Below are 16,370 nucleotides of genomic sequence, written 5' to 3'. Positions count from 1 at the left end.
GCGGCGGGGGTTGTAGCTGAATTCTCAGCAATCCTTGGCTTTCCTGCAGTTTTCAATCGGTGACTCAATTGCATCCGGGTTTTTCTGCCTGACCACCGACGTTATCATCCACGTCGATTTCTTTTCCGGACAGGACCCATGACTCAAGAACCTAGCACCCTCTATGCCAAACTGCTTGGTGAAACCGCATCTATTACCTGGAAGGAGCTGGAGCCGTTCTTCGCCAGGGGTGCCCTATTGTGGGTCGATCCCGGTCTGGATTTGATCGCGGTGGCCGAGGCTGTGGCGACGGACGAAGGGGCGAAAGTGGCTGCCTGGCTGGCCGCCGACACGGTCGCCAAGCTGTCTGAAACGCGGGCGCTGGATCTTTTCGAACGTGATCCGGAGTTGTGGGCAGTGGTGGTTTCGCCGTGGATTCTGATCCAGGAAAGGGCGACGAAGTGAAGTTGCGCACCGAATGAGTGCGTCGCTTCGCCGAGGAAAAGTGTGTAGCCGAGTAGCGTGATGGCATGTTGCCGTAGAGAAAGGCCACAGGCGGAGTTGGCATAACGGTGACGTAAACGTAACGGGCACAGTTTATTGAGCAGCCGATGGGCTGCTTAATTGTTTCTGGATGTTGGATTTAGGTGTGTCAGGGGTTTGGATTTTGTACATATCCATTCCTGAGGTAACGGCTTCTATCGGTTTCGCCCTTACGGCGAGTCACTTGGAAAAGCCCCAAGTAACCAAGGGCTCTTGCCCCTTTCGTCCGGTGCCTCGCCTAGGCTCGGCATACCCTCGCTCCGGTCCTGCTCCGTGGGCCCGCCGCCATCGGCCATCCATGCCGGGTTGCCCACTGCGCAGAACCTCCACTCGGCCTCCCCATGGGGCAAGCAGATCAAATTCAAAAGCCAGATCAACAGCGCGCGAGGCGGCCTTAAAGCCGACCTGGCTCTTTGGTGGTCCGCGTTGTCCTTCTTTGTTTCGTACACTCATTCCGGACTTGTACGCCAATCCCTTGTAGGAGCCGGCTTGCTGGCGATGGACGTTAACGATGACGCGGGCTGCCTGAATGTGCGCGGTGGCTGGGCGTTTTTCGCGAGCAGGCTCGCTCCTACATGGGATCGGCGTCAGCACGGTCAAACAAGCGCAGCGCGCCCGCTTGACGCCCCGGTCGGCCCAAAGGCCGCCTCGTTTTTGATTTTGATCGGAGCGCCCCGTTAACCACGCTGGCCGAACGCAGGCATTGCGCAGCGGGGAAACCGGCAAGGATGCCGGTTTAGCCGCGCTGGGCCAGGGATGGCCCATCGCGGCGACCCGCGGAGCAATGCCGGAGTGAGGGCACACCGAGCCTAGGCGAGGTGCCAAGTGGTGGGGCAAGAGCGCTTGGTTACTTGGCGCTCTTCCAAGTAACTCGCCGTAAGGGCGAAACCAATATCAGCCATCACCCAAAAAACGGATATGCCCCCCAAGCTTGAATCTAAAAGCCTGAGGAGCGGCATCAGATCAGACGGTAAACGTCTTGCCCGTATGGTTATTGAGCGAAATAACCTTGGTCTTGCCAATCCGGTGACGGTAGATCTCGCGCAGGTACTTGATCGCCTTCTTCACGCAATCGCGCGACAGGCGAATGTCATTGATCGAGACAAATTTTTCCTTGTCGTTGATCAGCTCGCGGTACTTCTTCTCGTACATCGGTTTGATCGCATACCAGTTGGTATCGAGGATCTTCGCCGGGTTCTCGAACTCGTTCAGCAAGTCATCGATCAGTTCTTCGTTGAAGTCTTCGTTGATGATGAAGTCGAGGATCGAGTTATCCAGCGTGTCGTCGAAGCGGTACGGGTTCTTCGCGAAGCAGCGCTTGATGAAGGCCACGATCAGTGTCAGGAAGTCGTCCGACAGGCACGGGCTCTTGGCGATCAAAGTGGTCAGCGACAAGTTGGCCGACGCGCCGATTACCAGCGCATAACGCTTGAGCGTGGTGTTCGGGAACAGGCTGTTGAGGTGAGTCTTCAACCGGTTCAGGTCCATGTACGACAGCTTGTAGTCTTTCGGCAGCGAAACAATCGACACCACCGACGAGCAGTTCTTGAAGAAGTGCAGGTCGTGCAGCGCGGCCGCGTCGTAACCGGAATTCTTGTACTGCTCCAGCGAGGCGCGATAGCGCTTGGACTCGATCGGCAGCAGGCTGATGCCTTCGATGGCCTGGGTCACTTTGTTGAAGTGCGGCAGGTCGATGGAGCGGAAGAACAGGTCATCGATGTTCAGGCGCTGCGGCTCTTTCTCGAACACCTTGAACTTGTCACTGCTTGGCGGCGGGGTTTCCGGTACTACCGATTCGGCGTAGGCAATCGCCACCGGGCCGGCCAGGCTCATGAACAGGTCGTTGGCGTCGAGGCGAATGGTTTCGCCGATGTCGATGCCGGCACGACGGAAATAGTTCTGGTCGTAGTCAGTCGTGACCGCCTGCGCCGTCAGAATGTTGAAGATCTGCTGCGAGATGTATTGGTTGGCGTGCTTTTCCATCGCGTTGACGTCGATGTTCTGGATGTTGCCGTCATCGCTTTCTTCGGCATAACGCATGATGTCGTTGGAGATCAGCATCATCGCGTTCCATGGGCGGATACGGCCCATGACGCTGGCTTCGCTGCTGTCTTCGTTGGCGAAGTTGTAGGAGAAGTCCCATTCTTCCGAAAGGTATTTGCACAGCAGGCGACCGGCGTTGATGTGCAGCGCCTCGGACATTTCACTGCGGTGATCGGAAATGTTCGGCAGTACGCAGATGCCGCTGGTGAAGATCGGTTCGAAGACGAAGGAGTGACCGCTTTTGCCGTCGTGCTCGTCCATCGGCTTGGTGTCGAACGTCTTGTTCATGTACGAGTGCTGCTGGGCCAGGCCGAATTCCGAAGCCATGCCCGAACCGGTACCGCCGCCGGCACTGAAGATCGAGAAGTACAGGCGCGACTGGTTGGCCTTGATGCCGCAGCTGTCGATCAGGTACGAGTGAATCATCTTCCAGTCCGGGCTGGAGAAACGCTGGGTGTCCTTGTTCAGGATGATCTTGGCCAGGTACTGACCGAGGATCGGCGCGTTACCGGCGCCACCGGCGTGGACTTCCGACAAGTCCATGATTTTCATTTTGCTGTAGTCGCGCAGGAAGCCGCTTTTTTCGCCCTTGCGCGAGAAACGGATACGACCGGCGATGTCTTTGTCGAGGTCGCCGAGCATCACCAGCGGCTCGACCAGGAACACTGGCTTGGTCGCCTTGTTCGGGCCCAGGCGCAGGTTGTTGCGGATCCACTGGGCCGGGCTGTAGCCCTTTTCCGCGTAGCGCTTGTCCGGCGACAGGCGATCTTCGTTGTTGAATTCGTTGAGGTAGAACTTGCGGGCGTTGTACACCAGTTCCGCGACGTCTAGCGCGATGTTCGAGCCGCAGCGACCGAGGCCGATCAGGCACACCGACGGGAACTCCTGATCGTTGTGCTGTTCGCTATCGCCTTCCAGGTGCGGCGAGCGCGGGAACACCATGTCGCGCAGGCCGTCGAGGTTATCGAGGATGCGGTCCGTATTGGTCTCGGTGAAGTACAGGTATTGCTGAGTCGCCAACGGGCGCGAGGGGCTCAATGGCTTCGACGGCGTGGGGCTGTTCGCCGCGGGGCTCAGCGTCAGATCGGATATCGCAGTGGCCGGATTGTTTTTAGAAGTCATTGTGCGCCATGTACCTGGGCTGGTTGGCTGGACGACAACGTGTCGTCAAACCATCACGGATGGGTTCTCGCGTCTTTTTTCAGCGCGTATTGGGCCCAAGCGTCAGGGACTGGGCCTGAACATCACTCGGGGGAATCCTTTCCTTAGTCATGATGAATCGGCCAATATTTGGCGATCTTTAATGAAAAAGGAGGCCGAATGATGTCAACCCTACCTTCGTTGGGTTTTGCCGGTATCGGCCTGATGGGCCTGCCGATGTGTCGGCGCCTGCTGGCTGCAGGGTTTTCGCTGACTGTATGGAACCGTAATCCGGCCAAATGTGCGCCGCTGGTCGAGGCGGGCGCGCGACAAGTTGCCACGCCTGCCGAGCTGTGTCGGCACGCCGATGTGCTGATGTTGTGCCTGGCCGACACGGCCGTGGTTCGCGAGGTGGTGTTTGGTCCGGGCGGAGTGGCCGAAGGTGGGAAAAGCGGCCAGTTGCTGGTGGATTTTTCCAGCCTGGAACCCACCGCGACGCGGGAAATGTCGGCGCAGTTGGCCAGCCAGACCGGCATGCGCTGGCTGGACGCTCCGGTGTCCGGGGGCGTTATCGGCGCCGAGGCCGGGAGCCTGGCGATCATGGTGGGCGGCGAAGCGGCGGACCTTGAGCGTGTCAGGCCTGTTCTGCTCAGCCTCGGCCAACGTGTCACTCATATGGGCGCGGTCGGGGCGGGGCAGGTGACCAAGGCCTGCAATCAGATGATCGTTGCCTGTAACGCTCTGGTCATTGCCGAAGTCGTGGCGCTGGCCGAACGTTCCGGCGTGCAGGCCAGCCTGATTGCCGAAGCGCTGGCCGGCGGGTTTGCCGATTCAAAACCGTTGCAGATCCTCGCCCCGCAAATGGCCGAAAGCCGTTTTGAACCGGTGAAATGGCACGTGCGCACGCTGCTCAAGGACCTCGATACCGCGGTGAAATTTTCCCGTGAGCAAGGTTCGGCCACGCCCATCAGCGGATTGGCCGCACAATTGATGCGGTTGCATGGTAGCCAGGGATTCCTGGAAAAAGATCCGTCGACCCTGGTGCAGCTGTACCGCGAGCCGGACTCAGCGGACTGACCGTGTGCCCGTGTTTGCGCTGGTTGATTTCACTCAGCACCGGACGCAGTTCCGCCAGCGGCACCGGGCGGCTGAGCAGGTAGCCCTGGACGAAATCGCAGCCCCGCGCCATGCCCGCTGGCGAATGCTTTGGAGTATAGAAGTCATACAAAGAGCGCGAGCCGTAGTGGCATATTGGCAGCAACCATTTTGGAATGAGCGTTAGAGCGTTTGGACATAAATTGTTGCGCGACTAGTGCTGCGTTCCATGGGGGGATATCAGCCTTACGAATAATTACAGACAGCTTGGGCGGGCCTGACTAGATTGCAGGTTCCGGGGACAGTGATGCCCCAAAAACAATAAAAAGAGACGGACCCATGCAGAACTCGACCCAAGCGGCGAATGCCTGGCGCATTCTGTTCCTGCTGTTCCTGGCCAATCTGTTCAATTTCTTCGATCGCACCATTCCGGCCATCATCATCGAGCCGATCCGTATGGAATGGCACCTCAGCGACTTTCAACTGGGCATCATCGGTACCGCCTTCACCATCGTCTATGCGATTGCCGGACTGCCGCTGGGACGGATGGCCGATACCGGTTCGCGCGCCAAGTTGATGGGTTGGGGGCTGGCGGCCTGGAGCGGGCTGACAGCGGTCAACGGACTGGTGGGCAGTTTCTGGAGTTTCCTGATCGTGCGCATGGGCATCGGCATCGGTGAGGCCAGTTACGCACCTGCCGCCAATTCGCTGATCGGCGATCTGTTTCCAGCCCACCGCCGTGCGCGTGCGATGGGCATTTTCATGCTGGGGCTGCCGTTGGGACTGCTGCTGGCATTCTTCACCATCGGCTGGATGGTCAAGGCGTTCGACAGCTGGCGCGCGCCGTTCTTCATCGCGGCGGTGCCGGGGCTGATCCTGGCGGTCTTCATGTTTTTCATCAAGGAACCGAAACGCGGCGCAGCGGAAAGTGTGCAGGTCTCGCAGGAGCGTGTGGACCGGCCGATCCGCCGGGTGCTGGCGGTGCCGACCTTTCTGTGGCTGGTGATGGCGGGGCTGTGTTTCAACTTCGCGACCTATGCCTGCAACTCCTTCCTGGTGCCGATGCTGCAACGCTACTTCCAGATGCCCTTGCACGAAGCGGCGGTGGCGACCGGTGTGATCGTCGGCGTGACGGGGCTGTTCGGCCTGACGTTGGGCGGCTGGGTCGCAGACAAGATTCACCAGCGGGTGGCCAATGGGCGGCTGCTGTTTGCGGCGTTCAGCCTGATCGTTTCGACGGTGTGCACCGCGTGGGCGTTGCATGCCGGGCGGATCGAGATCGGGGTGTTCGTGGCGGTGTTCAGTCTGGGCTGGTTGTTTGCCTACAACTTCTACACCTGCGTTTACACGGCCATCCAGGACGTGGTCGAACCACGCCTGCGGGCCACGGCGATGGCGTTGTTCTTTGCCGGACTGTATTTGCTGGGTGGTGGATTGGGGCCGGTGGTGGTGGGCGGTTTGTCCGATCACTTTGCGCACACGGCGATGCTGGCGGCCGGCGCCGAACAAATGACCGAAGCGTTCAAGGCTGTTGGCCTGCATGACGCGATGTACCTGATCCCGGTGGCGCTGTTCTTTACGATGGTGTTCCTGTTCATGGCGTCGCGGTGTTTTGTGCGGGATGCGAAGCGGATGAAGGAAGGGTTGGTGGCGGTGGTTGAGCCGCAAATCCCGGCAGTCACCGCTTAGAAAAGCTGGAATAGAAGACCTGTAGGAGCCGGCTTGCTGGCGATGGACTCGAATACGCCGCGGTGAACCAGTCAGTACGCGTTATCGTTAACGACCATCGCCAGCAAGCCGGCTCCTACAGGGATTGTTGTTGTGGCAGTGGTTGTGGTTTTTTCGAGGCAAAAAAAGGCCCGCATCGCAGCGGGCCTTTTTCATTGCGCGAGGTGGGGCAGGGCGATTAACCCGCCACCAACACCCGAATCGCTTCCAGTCGCAGCGCTGCCTTGTCGAGCATCGCCAGACCTTGTTCACGCTGTTTACGCAGGGCAACCAGTTCGCTGTCGCGTACGGTCGGGTTGACCGCTTGCAACGCGGTCAGGCGCGCCAGTTCTTCATCGGTATCAGCCGCAAGACGACGTTGCGCCTCGGCCACGCGCTCGGCGTGACGCGGGAAGATTTTCTCTTCGCCGGCGTTGATCCGTGGCGTCAGCTGATCGCGCTGGGCCTGGATGAACTTGTTGGCGCTGGCACGCGGCACGCTTTCCAGTTGATCGTTCAGGGTCTCGAACGACACGCGGGCCGACAGGTCGTTGCCATTGGCATCGAGCAGGCAGCGCAGCGCGGCCGGCGGCAGGTAACGGCCCAGTTGCAGCGAACGCGGTGCAACCACTTCGCTGACGTAGAGCAGTTCCAGTAACACGGTGCCCGGTTTCAGCGCCTTGTTCTTGATCAGCGCCACGGCGGTGTTGCCCATCGAACCGGACAGCACCAGGTCCATGCCGCCTTGCACCATCGGGTGTTCCCAGGTGATGAACTGCATGTCTTCACGAGACAGCGCCTGGTTGCGGTCGTAAGTGATGGTCACGCCTTCGTCGTCGCCCAGCGGGAAGCTGGCGTCGAGCATTTTTTCGCTCGGCTTGAGGATCAGGGCGTTTTCCGAGTGGTCTTCGCTGTCGATGCCAAAGGCGTCGAACAGGGTTTCCATGTAGATCGGCAGCGTGAACTGATCGTCTTGCTCGAGGATGTCCTCGACCAGTGCATCACCTTCGCCAGCACCGCCGGAATTGAGTTCCAGCAAGCGGTCGCGGCCAGTGTGCAGCTCGGCTTCCAGGCGCTCACGCTCGGTGCGAGCCTCGTCGATCAGCGCTTGCCACTCGCCGTCGTCGGCATTTTCCAGCAGCGGCAGCAGGCGCGGGCCGAACTGGTGCTGCAAGGCGTTGCCGGTCGGGCAGGTGTTGAGGAACGCGTTCAACGCTTCGTGGTACCACTGGAACAAGCGCTCTTGCGGGCTGGTTTCGAGGTACGGCACGTGCAGTTCGATGATGTGCTTCTGGCCGATCCGGTCGAGACGACCGATCCGCTGCTCCAAAAGGTCCGGGTGCGACGGCAGATCGAACAGCACCAGGTGGTGCGAGAACTGGAAGTTGCGACCTTCACTGCCGATTTCCGAGCAGATCAGCACTTGCGCGCCAAACTCTTCATCGGCGAAGTAGGCGGCCGCGCGGTCACGCTCAAGGATGTTCATGCCTTCGTGGAACACCGTCGCAGGAATACCGGAACGCACGCGCAGGGCATCTTCCAGGTCCATGGCGGTTTCGGCGTGGGCGCAGATCACCAGCACTTTGGTGCGTTTGAGCATTTTCAACTGGTCGATCAGCCACTCGACGCGCGGGTCGAATTTCCACCAGCGTTCTTCTTCGTTGGCGTCCGGCTGGGCCTGGAAGCTGACTTCCGGGTACAGCTCGGCGTGATCGCCCAGCGGCAGTTCGAGGTATTCGTCGGGGCACGGCAGCGGGTACGGGTGCAGTTTACGTTCTGGGAAACCTTGCACGGCGGCGCGGGTGTTGCGGAACAGCACGCGGCCGGTGCCGTGGCGGTCGAGCAGTTCGCGGACCAGACGGGCACTGGCTTCGGTGTCGCCATCATTGACGGCGGTCAGCAGCGCTTCGCCTTCGTTGCCGAGGAAACCGTGAATGGTCTTGTGCGCTTCAGGCGACAGACGCCCCTTGTCCAGCAGCTCCTGAACGGCTTCGGCCACCGGGCGATAGTTCTCGCTCTCGGCACGGAAGGCGTGCAGGTCATGGAAACGGTTCGGGTCGAGCAGGCGCAGACGTGCGAAGTGGCTGTCCTGACCCAGTTGTTCCGGGGTCGCGGTCAGCAGCAGTACGCCAGGAATGACTTCGGCCAACTGTTCGACCAGCGAGTACTCAGGGCTGGCCTTGTCTTCGTGCCACACCAGGTGGTGGGCTTCGTCGACGACCATCAAGTCCCAACCGGCGGCGAACAGCGCGTCCTGGGCCTTTTCGTCTTCCACCAGCCATTCCAGGGCGACCAGCGCGAGCTGGGTGTCTTCGAACGGGTTGGCGGCATCGCTTTCGATGAAGCGTTCTTCGTCGAACAGCGCGACTTGCAGGTTGAAGCGGCGGCGCATTTCCACCAGCCACTGGTGCTGCAGGTTTTCCGGCACCAGGATCAACACGCGGTTGGCGCGGCCCGAGAGCAGTTGGCGATGGATCACCAGACCGGCTTCGATGGTTTTGCCCAGGCCCACTTCGTCTGCCAGCAATACCCGCGGCGCAATGCGGTCGGCGACTTCACGGGCGATGTGCAGCTGGTGCGCGATGGGTTGCGCACGCACGCCGCCCAGGCCCCAGAGCGAGGATTGCAACTGGCGGCTGGTGTGTTCCAGGGTGTTGTAGCGCAGGGAGAACCAGGCCAGCGGGTCAATCTGCCCGGCGAACAAACGGTCGCTGGCCAGTCGGAACTGAATGAAGTTCGACAGCTGGGTTTCCGGCAGGGTGACCACTTCGTTCTGCGCGTTGAGGCCGTGGTAGACCAGCAGGCCGTCGATGTCGTCGACTTCCTGTACGGTCAGTTTCCAGCCTTCGAAGTGAATGATCGAATCGCCCGGCGAAAAACGCACGCGGGTGAGGGGCGCATTCCGTAGCGCGTACTGGCGAGTCTCGCCAGTGGCCGGATAGAGCACGGTCAACAAGCGGCCGTCCTGTGCCAGAACGGTGCCTAAACCCAGCTCGGCTTCGCTGTCACTGATCCAGCGTTGCCCCGGTTGATACTGCTGCGCCATGCTGCCTGACTCCCACCTTGAAAAAGCGGGCTATCTTAACGGAATGAGGGCTTCAGGGCCAAAGGACTCTCAGAAAAACTCACAGTCTTACGTTAGTCCACCGCTTGAGACGTGTGCGGGCCGGGGCACTTGTTAGTGCCAATCCGGTCACAGTTTGCGACCGATGGCTCAAGTCGCCATCCCCGCAGCCGACAGCCTGCTGACAGGAGACAAATAATTATGCTGCCACCGATGCTCCCCTTGAGTGCCGTGCCGATCACTTCACAGCATGACCCGATCCGCCAGCGCCCGGATATTCCGCCCGTTGTGCCGGTGCAGGAAAGCTCCAACGAAAGCACGATCGACCTGCAACAGCGCGATCCGGAAGAGGCGGCCTTTCAGCTGCGCGAGGAACAGCGCCGCAAGCAGGAAAAAGAACGCCGTCGCCGTGAAGCCGATGAAGATCCTGAAGAGCACCTGGCGATTCCCGGCACTGAGCTCAACGCGGATAACACCGTGCCGGTCGCGCCATTGATGGACGACGAGCCGCGTCAGGGGTTGTGGGTCGACATTCAGATTTAGTCCTTGATGAGGGAAAGTTCGTTGAGGACGTTGAGCAGTACATCCATTTCTTCTTCGGTATTGAGGTAACTGACGGCAATCCGCGCGATGCTGTCCAGCCCTCGGGCCTGCATATCCAGCGGCGTATAGGCCACGCCATTGGCGCCGATATTGATCCCCCGTTGCGCCAGCCGCTGCTTCAACTCAACGCTGTCCCAACCCTTGAGCGTGAAAGCGATCAAGCCTGATTGCTGATTCGTCGGCCCCAGGTTGTGCAGCTTCAGCCCGCTGACCGACTCAAGGCGTTCGCGCAGTTGCCCACTCAAGCCCTCGATCCGCTGGCGAATCCGGGTTGCACCCAAGTGGTTGAACTCCTCCAGCGCATTGGCCAGTCCGGCCAGCAACGCCACCGACACTTCACTGGTTTCAAACCGCCGCGCATCGTCACGCACTGAGAAACCTTCGCCGTTCCACGGCGCGGAAAGCACGTCCAGATGGCCGGGCACGAGCCGTTCGAGAAACCCCGGTTTGATGTACATCAGCGCTGTTCCTCGCGGGCCACGGAGGAATTTGCGCCCGGCGCCCTTGAGCACATCGCAGTTCAACGCCTGCACGTCGCAGGGCAATTGCCCCAGCGCCTGGCCGGCGTCGATGAAGTAGGGAATGCCGTGCTGGCGCGCCACGGCGCCAATGGCCTCGGCCGGGTTGATCAGGCCGCCGTTGGCCGGAAGCCAGGTCAGTGCGATCAGCTTCACCTTCGGGTCGATCATCTGCTGGAGGGCAGACACGGACACGGCACCCGTCTCATCGCAGGGAATCACCTCCAGCCGCGCCCCGGCGCTGACGGCCCGTGCGATGCAGGCCAGATTGCCGCCCCATTCATGGCGTCCGACCAGTATCCGCTCGCCGTCCTGCCACGGCCCCAATGCATTGAATGCCATGCCCCAGGCAGCCGAACCGCTGCTGGCGAACGCGATGTTTTCAGTGTTTGCATTGAGCAGCAGGGCTGCCGCACTGCGAGCGCGGGCCTGCACGCTCTGGTCGGCGGCCTCCATGGGGCCGCAGTGGGCTTCGAGTCGCAGTTGCTCGATGATCGCGTCGAGGGTGGCCTGGCTCGGCAACGAGGCGCCGGCGTGGTTGAAGTGAATCACGCTGGCGCACCCCGGCGTCGCCGCTCGCAAACGCTCCACTTCGCCGAGGTTCATGGCCGCAGCTCGAAAATCGCGTCAATTTCAACGGCCACGCCGCCGGGCAGGCTCGATACGCCGACAGCCGTGCGCACATGCCGGCCTTTTTCGCCGAGGGCATTGACCAACAGGTTGGATGCGCCATTGGCGACCGCACCTTGACGCGCAAAATCCGGGGCGCTGGCGATGAACACGCCAAGACGGATGATGCGCACCAGTTTCGACAGGTCATCGCCGAGCGCATCGCTCAATTGTGCGAGCAGGCCCAGCGCGGCAAGTTCGGCGGCGTTGGCGCCTTCTTCATCGGAGATCGACTCTCCCAATCGGCCGATGAATGCCGGTTTGCCGTCCAGTAGCGGAATCTGACCGGAAATGAACAACTGGTTCTGGCTGACCACATGGTTGACGTAATTGGCGATGGGCTGGCTCGGTGTCGGCAGGCTCAGGCCAAGTTGCTGGACACGGTGGGCGAGTGAGTCGGTCATGGTGAATCCTCCTGAATGAAGGCTTCAGCATGTTGTCGGACGGGGAGCGCGACAAACGGATAGATTTAATCCGACGTATTCAAATAGCTCATGCGTAGACCGAATGTGGGAGCGAGCCTGCTCGCGAAAGGGTGTGTCAGTCACATGAATGTTGGATGGGACATCGCCTTCGCGAGCAGGCTCGCTCCCACAATTTTGATCTTTAGTCGCCGTGAGATTTGTGTGCGATGTTGGCCACCTCATTCAGCCATTCACCAAAGCATTGTGCCGCGTGGCTCGGCGTCCGCTCAGGCGTGACCAGCCAATACCCGATATCGCTAATGAACGGCGGGGTGGAGAAGGCTTCTACCAACGAGCCGTCCTTGAGCCGGCGCTCGATCAAGTGACGACGCCCCATGGCGATGCCTTGGCCGGCCACGGCGGCTTCGACGACGATGTTGTAGTCGTGGAGCATGACGCTGGGGCAGTGGCTGAGGTCGATGGCGTTGTGCGCGCTCCAGTCGATCCACTCGAACGGTTGGTGCGACTTGGCCATCAGCAGCGGGCCATGGTCGGTGCCCTTGGCCTTGAACGCCGGGCTGCACACCGGGCTCAGTGTTTCCACCATAAAGCGCCGGGCCTGGACTTTCGGCCAGCCACCTTTGCCGTAGCGGATGGCCAGGTCGACTTCACCGCCGCCGACGTCGGCCAGTTGCACCGAGGGCAGGAGTTCGACATGAATGTGCGGGTGGCGCGAGTTGAAACTGGCCAGGCGCGGCGCCAGCCACAGGGTGGCGAACGAGGCGAGCAGGCCGATGCGCAGGGTGCTTTCCTGGTGCTCATTGCCCCGCAGTTCACGGGTGGCCAGGGCGATGGAGGCGAGGGCCGGTTGAATTTTCCGGTAATACGCTTCGCCGGCAGGCGTCAGATCGATGGCCCGGGTGCGGCGGATAAACAGCCGTTGATTGAGGAACTGTTCCAGTTTCTGCACTTGATGGCTGATTGCACTCTGGGTCACCGACAATTCATCGGCGGCCTTGATGAAACTCAAATGACGCGCCACGGCCTCGAAGGCGCGCAGGGCCATCAAGGGAGGCAGATCCTGGTGCAGTTCCACGGTGCGGGTCCTTTGGGTCCATCGCAAAGTCGCGATTGTGCGTTGAAAAAACGCCGTGAGCACATATTTTGTTAAGCCGCTGTTACGCCGGTGACTGGTCAGCGCGGGCGCCAGACCGCATTATTGGCGCAATCCTGCCGAGCGATGCGGCAGTTGAACTTCATTTCACGCGATGCACTGAAGACCATGAGCCAAGACGACAAACTGATCGACCTCAATTCCGAACGCGCCAAACGCGTTCATGACCTCAACGAAAAACGCCTGAACGAAGTGCGCCAGGCATTCGAGCAGGCAATGCCGTTGGGCAAAGCGAAGAAGAAGCCGAAGAGCAAACCGAAAAAGCGTTAAACCCCTCGCATCCGTTGATGCAGATCAGTTTTCTCCCTCCTTTGCGCCCAGTCTCGGGCGATATTGATCCCGGTCAATTTCCTCTCCTGCCCGATTGGTTAACTTAGCCCCATCGCAACAGGGCAAGTGCAGGAGGCCAGTCATGTTTTTCGACAACGTGGTGATCGCCGGAGTGCTGACAGTCGGCCTCATGGTTCTGTTTTTCGTAGGGTTTGGATTTTTTATCTGGAAGGATTCGCACAAACGGAAAAAACCGTAGGTCTTTCTGGATGCAATGAGCACGCAAGGCATTTTGGGCAACTTCGGTTGCCCTTTTTTTTGCCTGCGAAAATCTGGTGGCTTGTGCGGGTTGGCGGTGGGGGATTTTAAGTTGGGCAACGGCCTGGGGTTTTCAGGTGGGTTGTTGGGTGGTGTACATATCCGTTTCTGCGGTAACGGCGGCTTATGGTTTCGCCCTTACGGCGAGTTACTTGGAGAAGCGCCAAGTAACCAAGCGCTTTTGCCCCTTTCGTTCGGCCCTTCGCTTAGGCTCAGGGTCCCCTCGCTCCGGTCCTGCTCCGTGGGCCCGCCGCGATCGGCCATCCTTGGCCGTGCGCGGCTAACCCGGCATCCATGCCGGGTTGCCCACTGCGCAGAACCTCCACTCAGCCTCTCGAGGGGGCGACCACCGCCACAGCCGCCGAGGCGGCCTGAAAGCCGACCTGGCTCATTTTGCGTACGCGTTCTCCTTCACTGCTGCGGCCATTCATTCTGGATATGTACACCGCCCCCCTGTAGGAGCCTGCTTGCTGGCGATTGCGTCCGTCCAGCCAATACAAACCTCGACTGACCCACCGCCATCGCCAGCAAGCCGGCTCCTACACGAGGATTGGGTTCACACAATTCAAAATTGTAGGAGCAGGCTTGCCGGCGATGGACGCCAACGATAATGCGGGCTGTCTGAATGAACGCGTCGCCCAGACGCTTTTCGCCAGCAAGCCGGCTCCTACAGGAAATCGCGTACGCTTTTGATTTTCACCACTCATCAGGCCGAGCGTTAGCTCGCCTTCCGCTTTTGATCTGAGCGCCCCCTCGAGAGGCCGAGTGGAGGTTCTGCGCAGTGGGCAACCCGGCATGGATGCCGGGTTAGCCGCGCACGGCCAGGGATGGCCGATCGCGGCGGGCCCACGGAGCAGGACCGGAGCGAGGGCATGCCGAGCCACAGCGAGGCACCGAACGAAAGGGGCAAGAGCGCTTGGTTACTTGGGGCTTTTCCAAGTGACTCGCCGTAAGGGCGAAACCAATAGCCGCCGTTACCGCAGAAACGGATATGTACTCCATCCAACACCGCCCTCCAGCTCGCGTGCTTCGTGGTGTTCACTAAAACGCAGCGATAAAAAAGGCGCGAACCTCACGGAACGCGCCTTTTTCGTTGCAGCGATGTATCAGCTAGCCAGTGCCTTCGACGCCAGCCAGAACAGGCCGGCCGACAGGCCCACGGTTGCCGGCAGGGTCAGGACCCAGGCCAGCAGGATGGTTTTGACGGTGCCGCCCTGCAGGCCGCTTTTGTTGGCGACCATGGTGCCGGCCACGCCAGAAGACAGCACGTGGGTGGTGGACACCGGCAGGCTGAAGATGTTCGCCATGCCAATCAGGCTCGCGGTCGTGATCTGCGCCGACATGCCCTGGGAGTAAGTCATGCCTTGCTTGCCGATCTTCTCGCCGATGGTCAGTACCACGCGTTTCCAGCCGACCATGGTGCCGAGGCCCAGGGCCAGTGCGACCGCCAGGATTACCCAGAACGGAGCGTATTCGGTGGTGGTGGTCAGGTCTTTGCGCAGCTTGTCCAGGTCAGCCTTTTCACGGGCTGCGAGGCCTGGCAGTTTGCTGACTTTCTTGGCCGTGTCGTCCAGGCAGAGCAGGTAGCGACGCACTTCGATGCGGCTTTCCGCCGACAACGAGTGGTAATCGGCCACACCTTTAAGGGTGTCGAGCAGGGCGGAAATGGTCGGTTCGGTCTGTTTCGGGTTGCAACGGAATTTCTCCGGCAGATCGCCTTCCACGCTTTTGCCCAGTGCCAGGAACTCGCCCAGCGTATCGGCATTACGTTTGTAGAACTGGCTCAGGTGCAGGGTTGCATCGCGAGTCCGTTCGATCTGGTACGTGGTGCTGCCGAGATCGAGCACGAACTGCGCCGGCACGATACCGATCAGCACCAGCATGATCAGGCCGATACCTTTCTGACCATCGTTGGAACCGTGCACGAAGCTCACGGCCATGGCCGAGATCACCAGCACCAGGCGGTTCCAGAACGGAGGGTGTTTCTTGTCGTCGATACTGCGGCGCTGTTCCGGCGTCTTGTGCATCTTGGACAGCGGACGCCACCATTTAAGGCCGATCAGAATCAGCGCGGCGACCAGGAAGCCGGCCATTGGCGAGAACACCAGGGAGGCACCGATATCGATCGCCTTCTGCCAGTTCACACCATCGGCCAACGGAATGTCGTTGATCAGGGCGTTGGCCAGGCCGACCCCGAGGATCGAACCGATCAGCGTGTGGGAGCTGGAGGCCGGGATACCGAAGTACCAGGTGCCCAGGTTCCAGGTGATGGCGGCGGCGAGCAACGAGAACACCATGGCCAGCCCGTGACCGGTGTTCACATTGATCAGCAGTTCTACCGGCAGCAGGTGGACGATGGCATACGCCACACCGACACCGCCCAGCAGCACGCCAAGAAAGTTGAACACACCGGAAAAGAACACGGCCAGATGAGGCGGCATGGCTTTGGTGTAGATAACAGTGGCCACCGCGTTTGCAGTGTCATGAAAGCCGTTGATGAACTCGAAGGCGAGGACAAAGGCGAGGGCGAGCAAGAGGCTCACAAGCACCCAAGCATCCAGTCCGCTGAATAAATCGATCATGAAGGTTTTCTGACCCGGTCATAAGGGGGCGCGATTATGCCAGAAAAGACTGCTAATCAATGCACTAGCTGCTCATCGGTAACATTCTTCAACGAATTAGTTTGCGGCAATAGCCCAGGCGCCGGGCTTTTACCGGGTTTTGCAAGTCGTTGAATTTCTTTGGAAAGCCCGCAGGCACAAGGGTTTCTCTCCTGTAGGCGAGAGGCTTGAACGCTTGTGTGAAATATCTGAGAAGAGGGCCAGACATGAGCCATTTACCTC

At 60.1% G+C, this 16,370-nt stretch carries 12 protein-coding genes; 6 read left to right on the top strand and 6 right to left on the bottom strand.

Annotation, left to right across the window (positions count from 1 at the left end):
- Positions 1–138 precede the first annotated feature (138 nt).
- The gene (locus ACYZUC_RS13715; protein WP_461996316.1) at positions 139–444 is read left to right on the top strand and encodes a DUF2288 domain-containing protein; all 306 of its coding nucleotides are present in this window, start codon (positions 139–141) and stop codon (positions 442–444) included.
- A 1,041-nt stretch (positions 445–1,485) separates the two neighbouring features.
- Here ACYZUC_RS13715 and ACYZUC_RS13710 read toward each other — a convergent pair.
- A complete protein-coding gene (locus tag ACYZUC_RS13710) occupies positions 1,486–3,687 on the bottom strand; it encodes a hypothetical protein (RefSeq protein ID WP_461996314.1) in 2,202 nt (733 codons plus the stop codon).
- Positions 3,688–3,885: 198 nt separating this feature from the next.
- On the opposite strand from ACYZUC_RS13710, the gene ACYZUC_RS13705 reads away from it, so the two are divergent.
- Positions 3,886–4,782 carry an NAD(P)-dependent oxidoreductase gene (locus ACYZUC_RS13705; protein ID WP_192228641.1) on the top strand — a complete coding sequence of 299 codons (897 nt, stop codon included), beginning with the start codon at positions 3,886–3,888 and terminating at the stop codon, positions 4,780–4,782.
- A 357-nt stretch (positions 4,783–5,139) separates the two neighbouring features.
- Positions 5,140–6,489: a spinster family MFS transporter gene (locus tag ACYZUC_RS13700; protein ID WP_008043599.1), complete on the top strand. Its 1,350-nt coding sequence runs from the start codon at positions 5,140–5,142 to the stop codon at positions 6,487–6,489.
- 217 nt (positions 6,490–6,706) lie between these two features.
- Here the strand turns inward: ACYZUC_RS13700 and rapA are convergent, their stop codons facing one another.
- The gene (gene rapA / locus ACYZUC_RS13695) at positions 6,707–9,553 is read right to left on the bottom strand and encodes an RNA polymerase-associated protein RapA (protein WP_461996312.1); all 2,847 of its coding nucleotides are present in this window, start codon (positions 9,551–9,553) and stop codon (positions 6,707–6,709) included.
- 219 nt (positions 9,554–9,772) lie between these two features.
- On the opposite strand from rapA, the gene ACYZUC_RS13690 reads away from it, so the two are divergent.
- Entirely contained in the window at positions 9,773–10,114 is a 342-nt protein-coding gene (locus ACYZUC_RS13690; protein WP_008034222.1) for a hypothetical protein, read from the top strand.
- On the opposite strand, the gene ACYZUC_RS13685 is transcribed toward ACYZUC_RS13690, so the two are convergent.
- The 3 genes from ACYZUC_RS13685 to ACYZUC_RS13675 form a co-directional block, all read right to left on the bottom strand.
- Positions 10,111–11,298 (bottom strand): aminotransferase class V-fold PLP-dependent enzyme, encoded by a 1,188-nt coding sequence (locus ACYZUC_RS13685; protein WP_461996311.1) that lies wholly within the window; start codon positions 11,296–11,298, stop codon positions 10,111–10,113. The genes ACYZUC_RS13690 and ACYZUC_RS13685 overlap by 4 nt on opposite strands.
- On the bottom strand, positions 11,295–11,765 hold the full coding sequence (locus tag ACYZUC_RS13680; RefSeq protein WP_223450969.1) for a RidA family protein: 471 nt from the start codon (positions 11,763–11,765) through the stop codon (positions 11,295–11,297). The genes ACYZUC_RS13685 and ACYZUC_RS13680 overlap by 4 nt, the downstream gene beginning before the upstream one ends.
- A gap of 202 nt (positions 11,766–11,967) precedes the next feature.
- Positions 11,968–12,861 carry a LysR substrate-binding domain-containing protein gene (locus tag ACYZUC_RS13675; RefSeq protein ID WP_461996309.1) on the bottom strand — a complete coding sequence of 298 codons (894 nt, stop codon included), beginning with the start codon at positions 12,859–12,861 and terminating at the stop codon, positions 11,968–11,970.
- Positions 12,862–13,047: 186 nt separating this feature from the next.
- Between ACYZUC_RS13675 and ACYZUC_RS13670 the strand changes: the two genes are divergently transcribed.
- Entirely contained in the window at positions 13,048–13,209 is a 162-nt protein-coding gene (locus tag ACYZUC_RS13670; protein ID WP_085988412.1) for a hypothetical protein, read from the top strand.
- Positions 13,210–13,351: 142 nt separating this feature from the next.
- Positions 13,352–13,468: a cytochrome c oxidase subunit CcoM gene (gene ccoM / locus ACYZUC_RS13665; RefSeq protein WP_461996306.1), complete on the top strand. Its 117-nt coding sequence runs from the start codon at positions 13,352–13,354 to the stop codon at positions 13,466–13,468.
- Between the two features lie 1,165 nt (positions 13,469–14,633).
- Here ccoM and ACYZUC_RS13660 read toward each other — a convergent pair.
- Entirely contained in the window at positions 14,634–16,109 is a 1,476-nt protein-coding gene (locus tag ACYZUC_RS13660; protein WP_461996304.1) for an inorganic phosphate transporter, read from the bottom strand.
- Between the last annotated feature and the right edge of the window lie 261 nt (positions 16,110–16,370).

Source organism: Pseudomonas sp. GT1P32 (assembly GCF_054897805.1).
The sequence above is the reverse complement of the archived record's forward strand: the minus strand, read 5'-3'. Positions and strand labels throughout refer to the sequence as shown.

Coding starts and splice junctions, on each gene's coding strand:
- ACYZUC_RS13715 (WP_461996316.1), top strand. CDS start 139: ATGACTCAAGAACCTAGCACCCTCTATGCCAAACTGCTTGGTGAAACC.
- ACYZUC_RS13710 (WP_461996314.1), bottom strand. CDS start 3,687: ATGACTTCTAAAAACAATCCGGCCACTGCGATATCCGATCTGACGCTG.
- ACYZUC_RS13705 (WP_192228641.1), top strand. CDS start 3,886: ATGATGTCAACCCTACCTTCGTTGGGTTTTGCCGGTATCGGCCTGATG.
- ACYZUC_RS13700 (WP_008043599.1), top strand. CDS start 5,140: ATGCAGAACTCGACCCAAGCGGCGAATGCCTGGCGCATTCTGTTCCTG.
- rapA (WP_461996312.1), bottom strand. CDS start 9,553: ATGGCGCAGCAGTATCAACCGGGGCAACGCTGGATCAGTGACAGCGAA.
- ACYZUC_RS13690 (WP_008034222.1), top strand. CDS start 9,773: ATGCTGCCACCGATGCTCCCCTTGAGTGCCGTGCCGATCACTTCACAG.
- ACYZUC_RS13685 (WP_461996311.1), bottom strand. CDS start 11,298: ATGAACCTCGGCGAAGTGGAGCGTTTGCGAGCGGCGACGCCGGGGTGC.
- ACYZUC_RS13680 (WP_223450969.1), bottom strand. CDS start 11,765: ATGACCGACTCACTCGCCCACCGTGTCCAGCAACTTGGCCTGAGCCTG.
- ACYZUC_RS13670 (WP_085988412.1), top strand. CDS start 13,048: ATGAGCCAAGACGACAAACTGATCGACCTCAATTCCGAACGCGCCAAA.
- ccoM (WP_461996306.1), top strand. CDS start 13,352: ATGTTTTTCGACAACGTGGTGATCGCCGGAGTGCTGACAGTCGGCCTC.
- ACYZUC_RS13660 (WP_461996304.1), bottom strand. CDS start 16,109: ATGATCGATTTATTCAGCGGACTGGATGCTTGGGTGCTTGTGAGCCTC.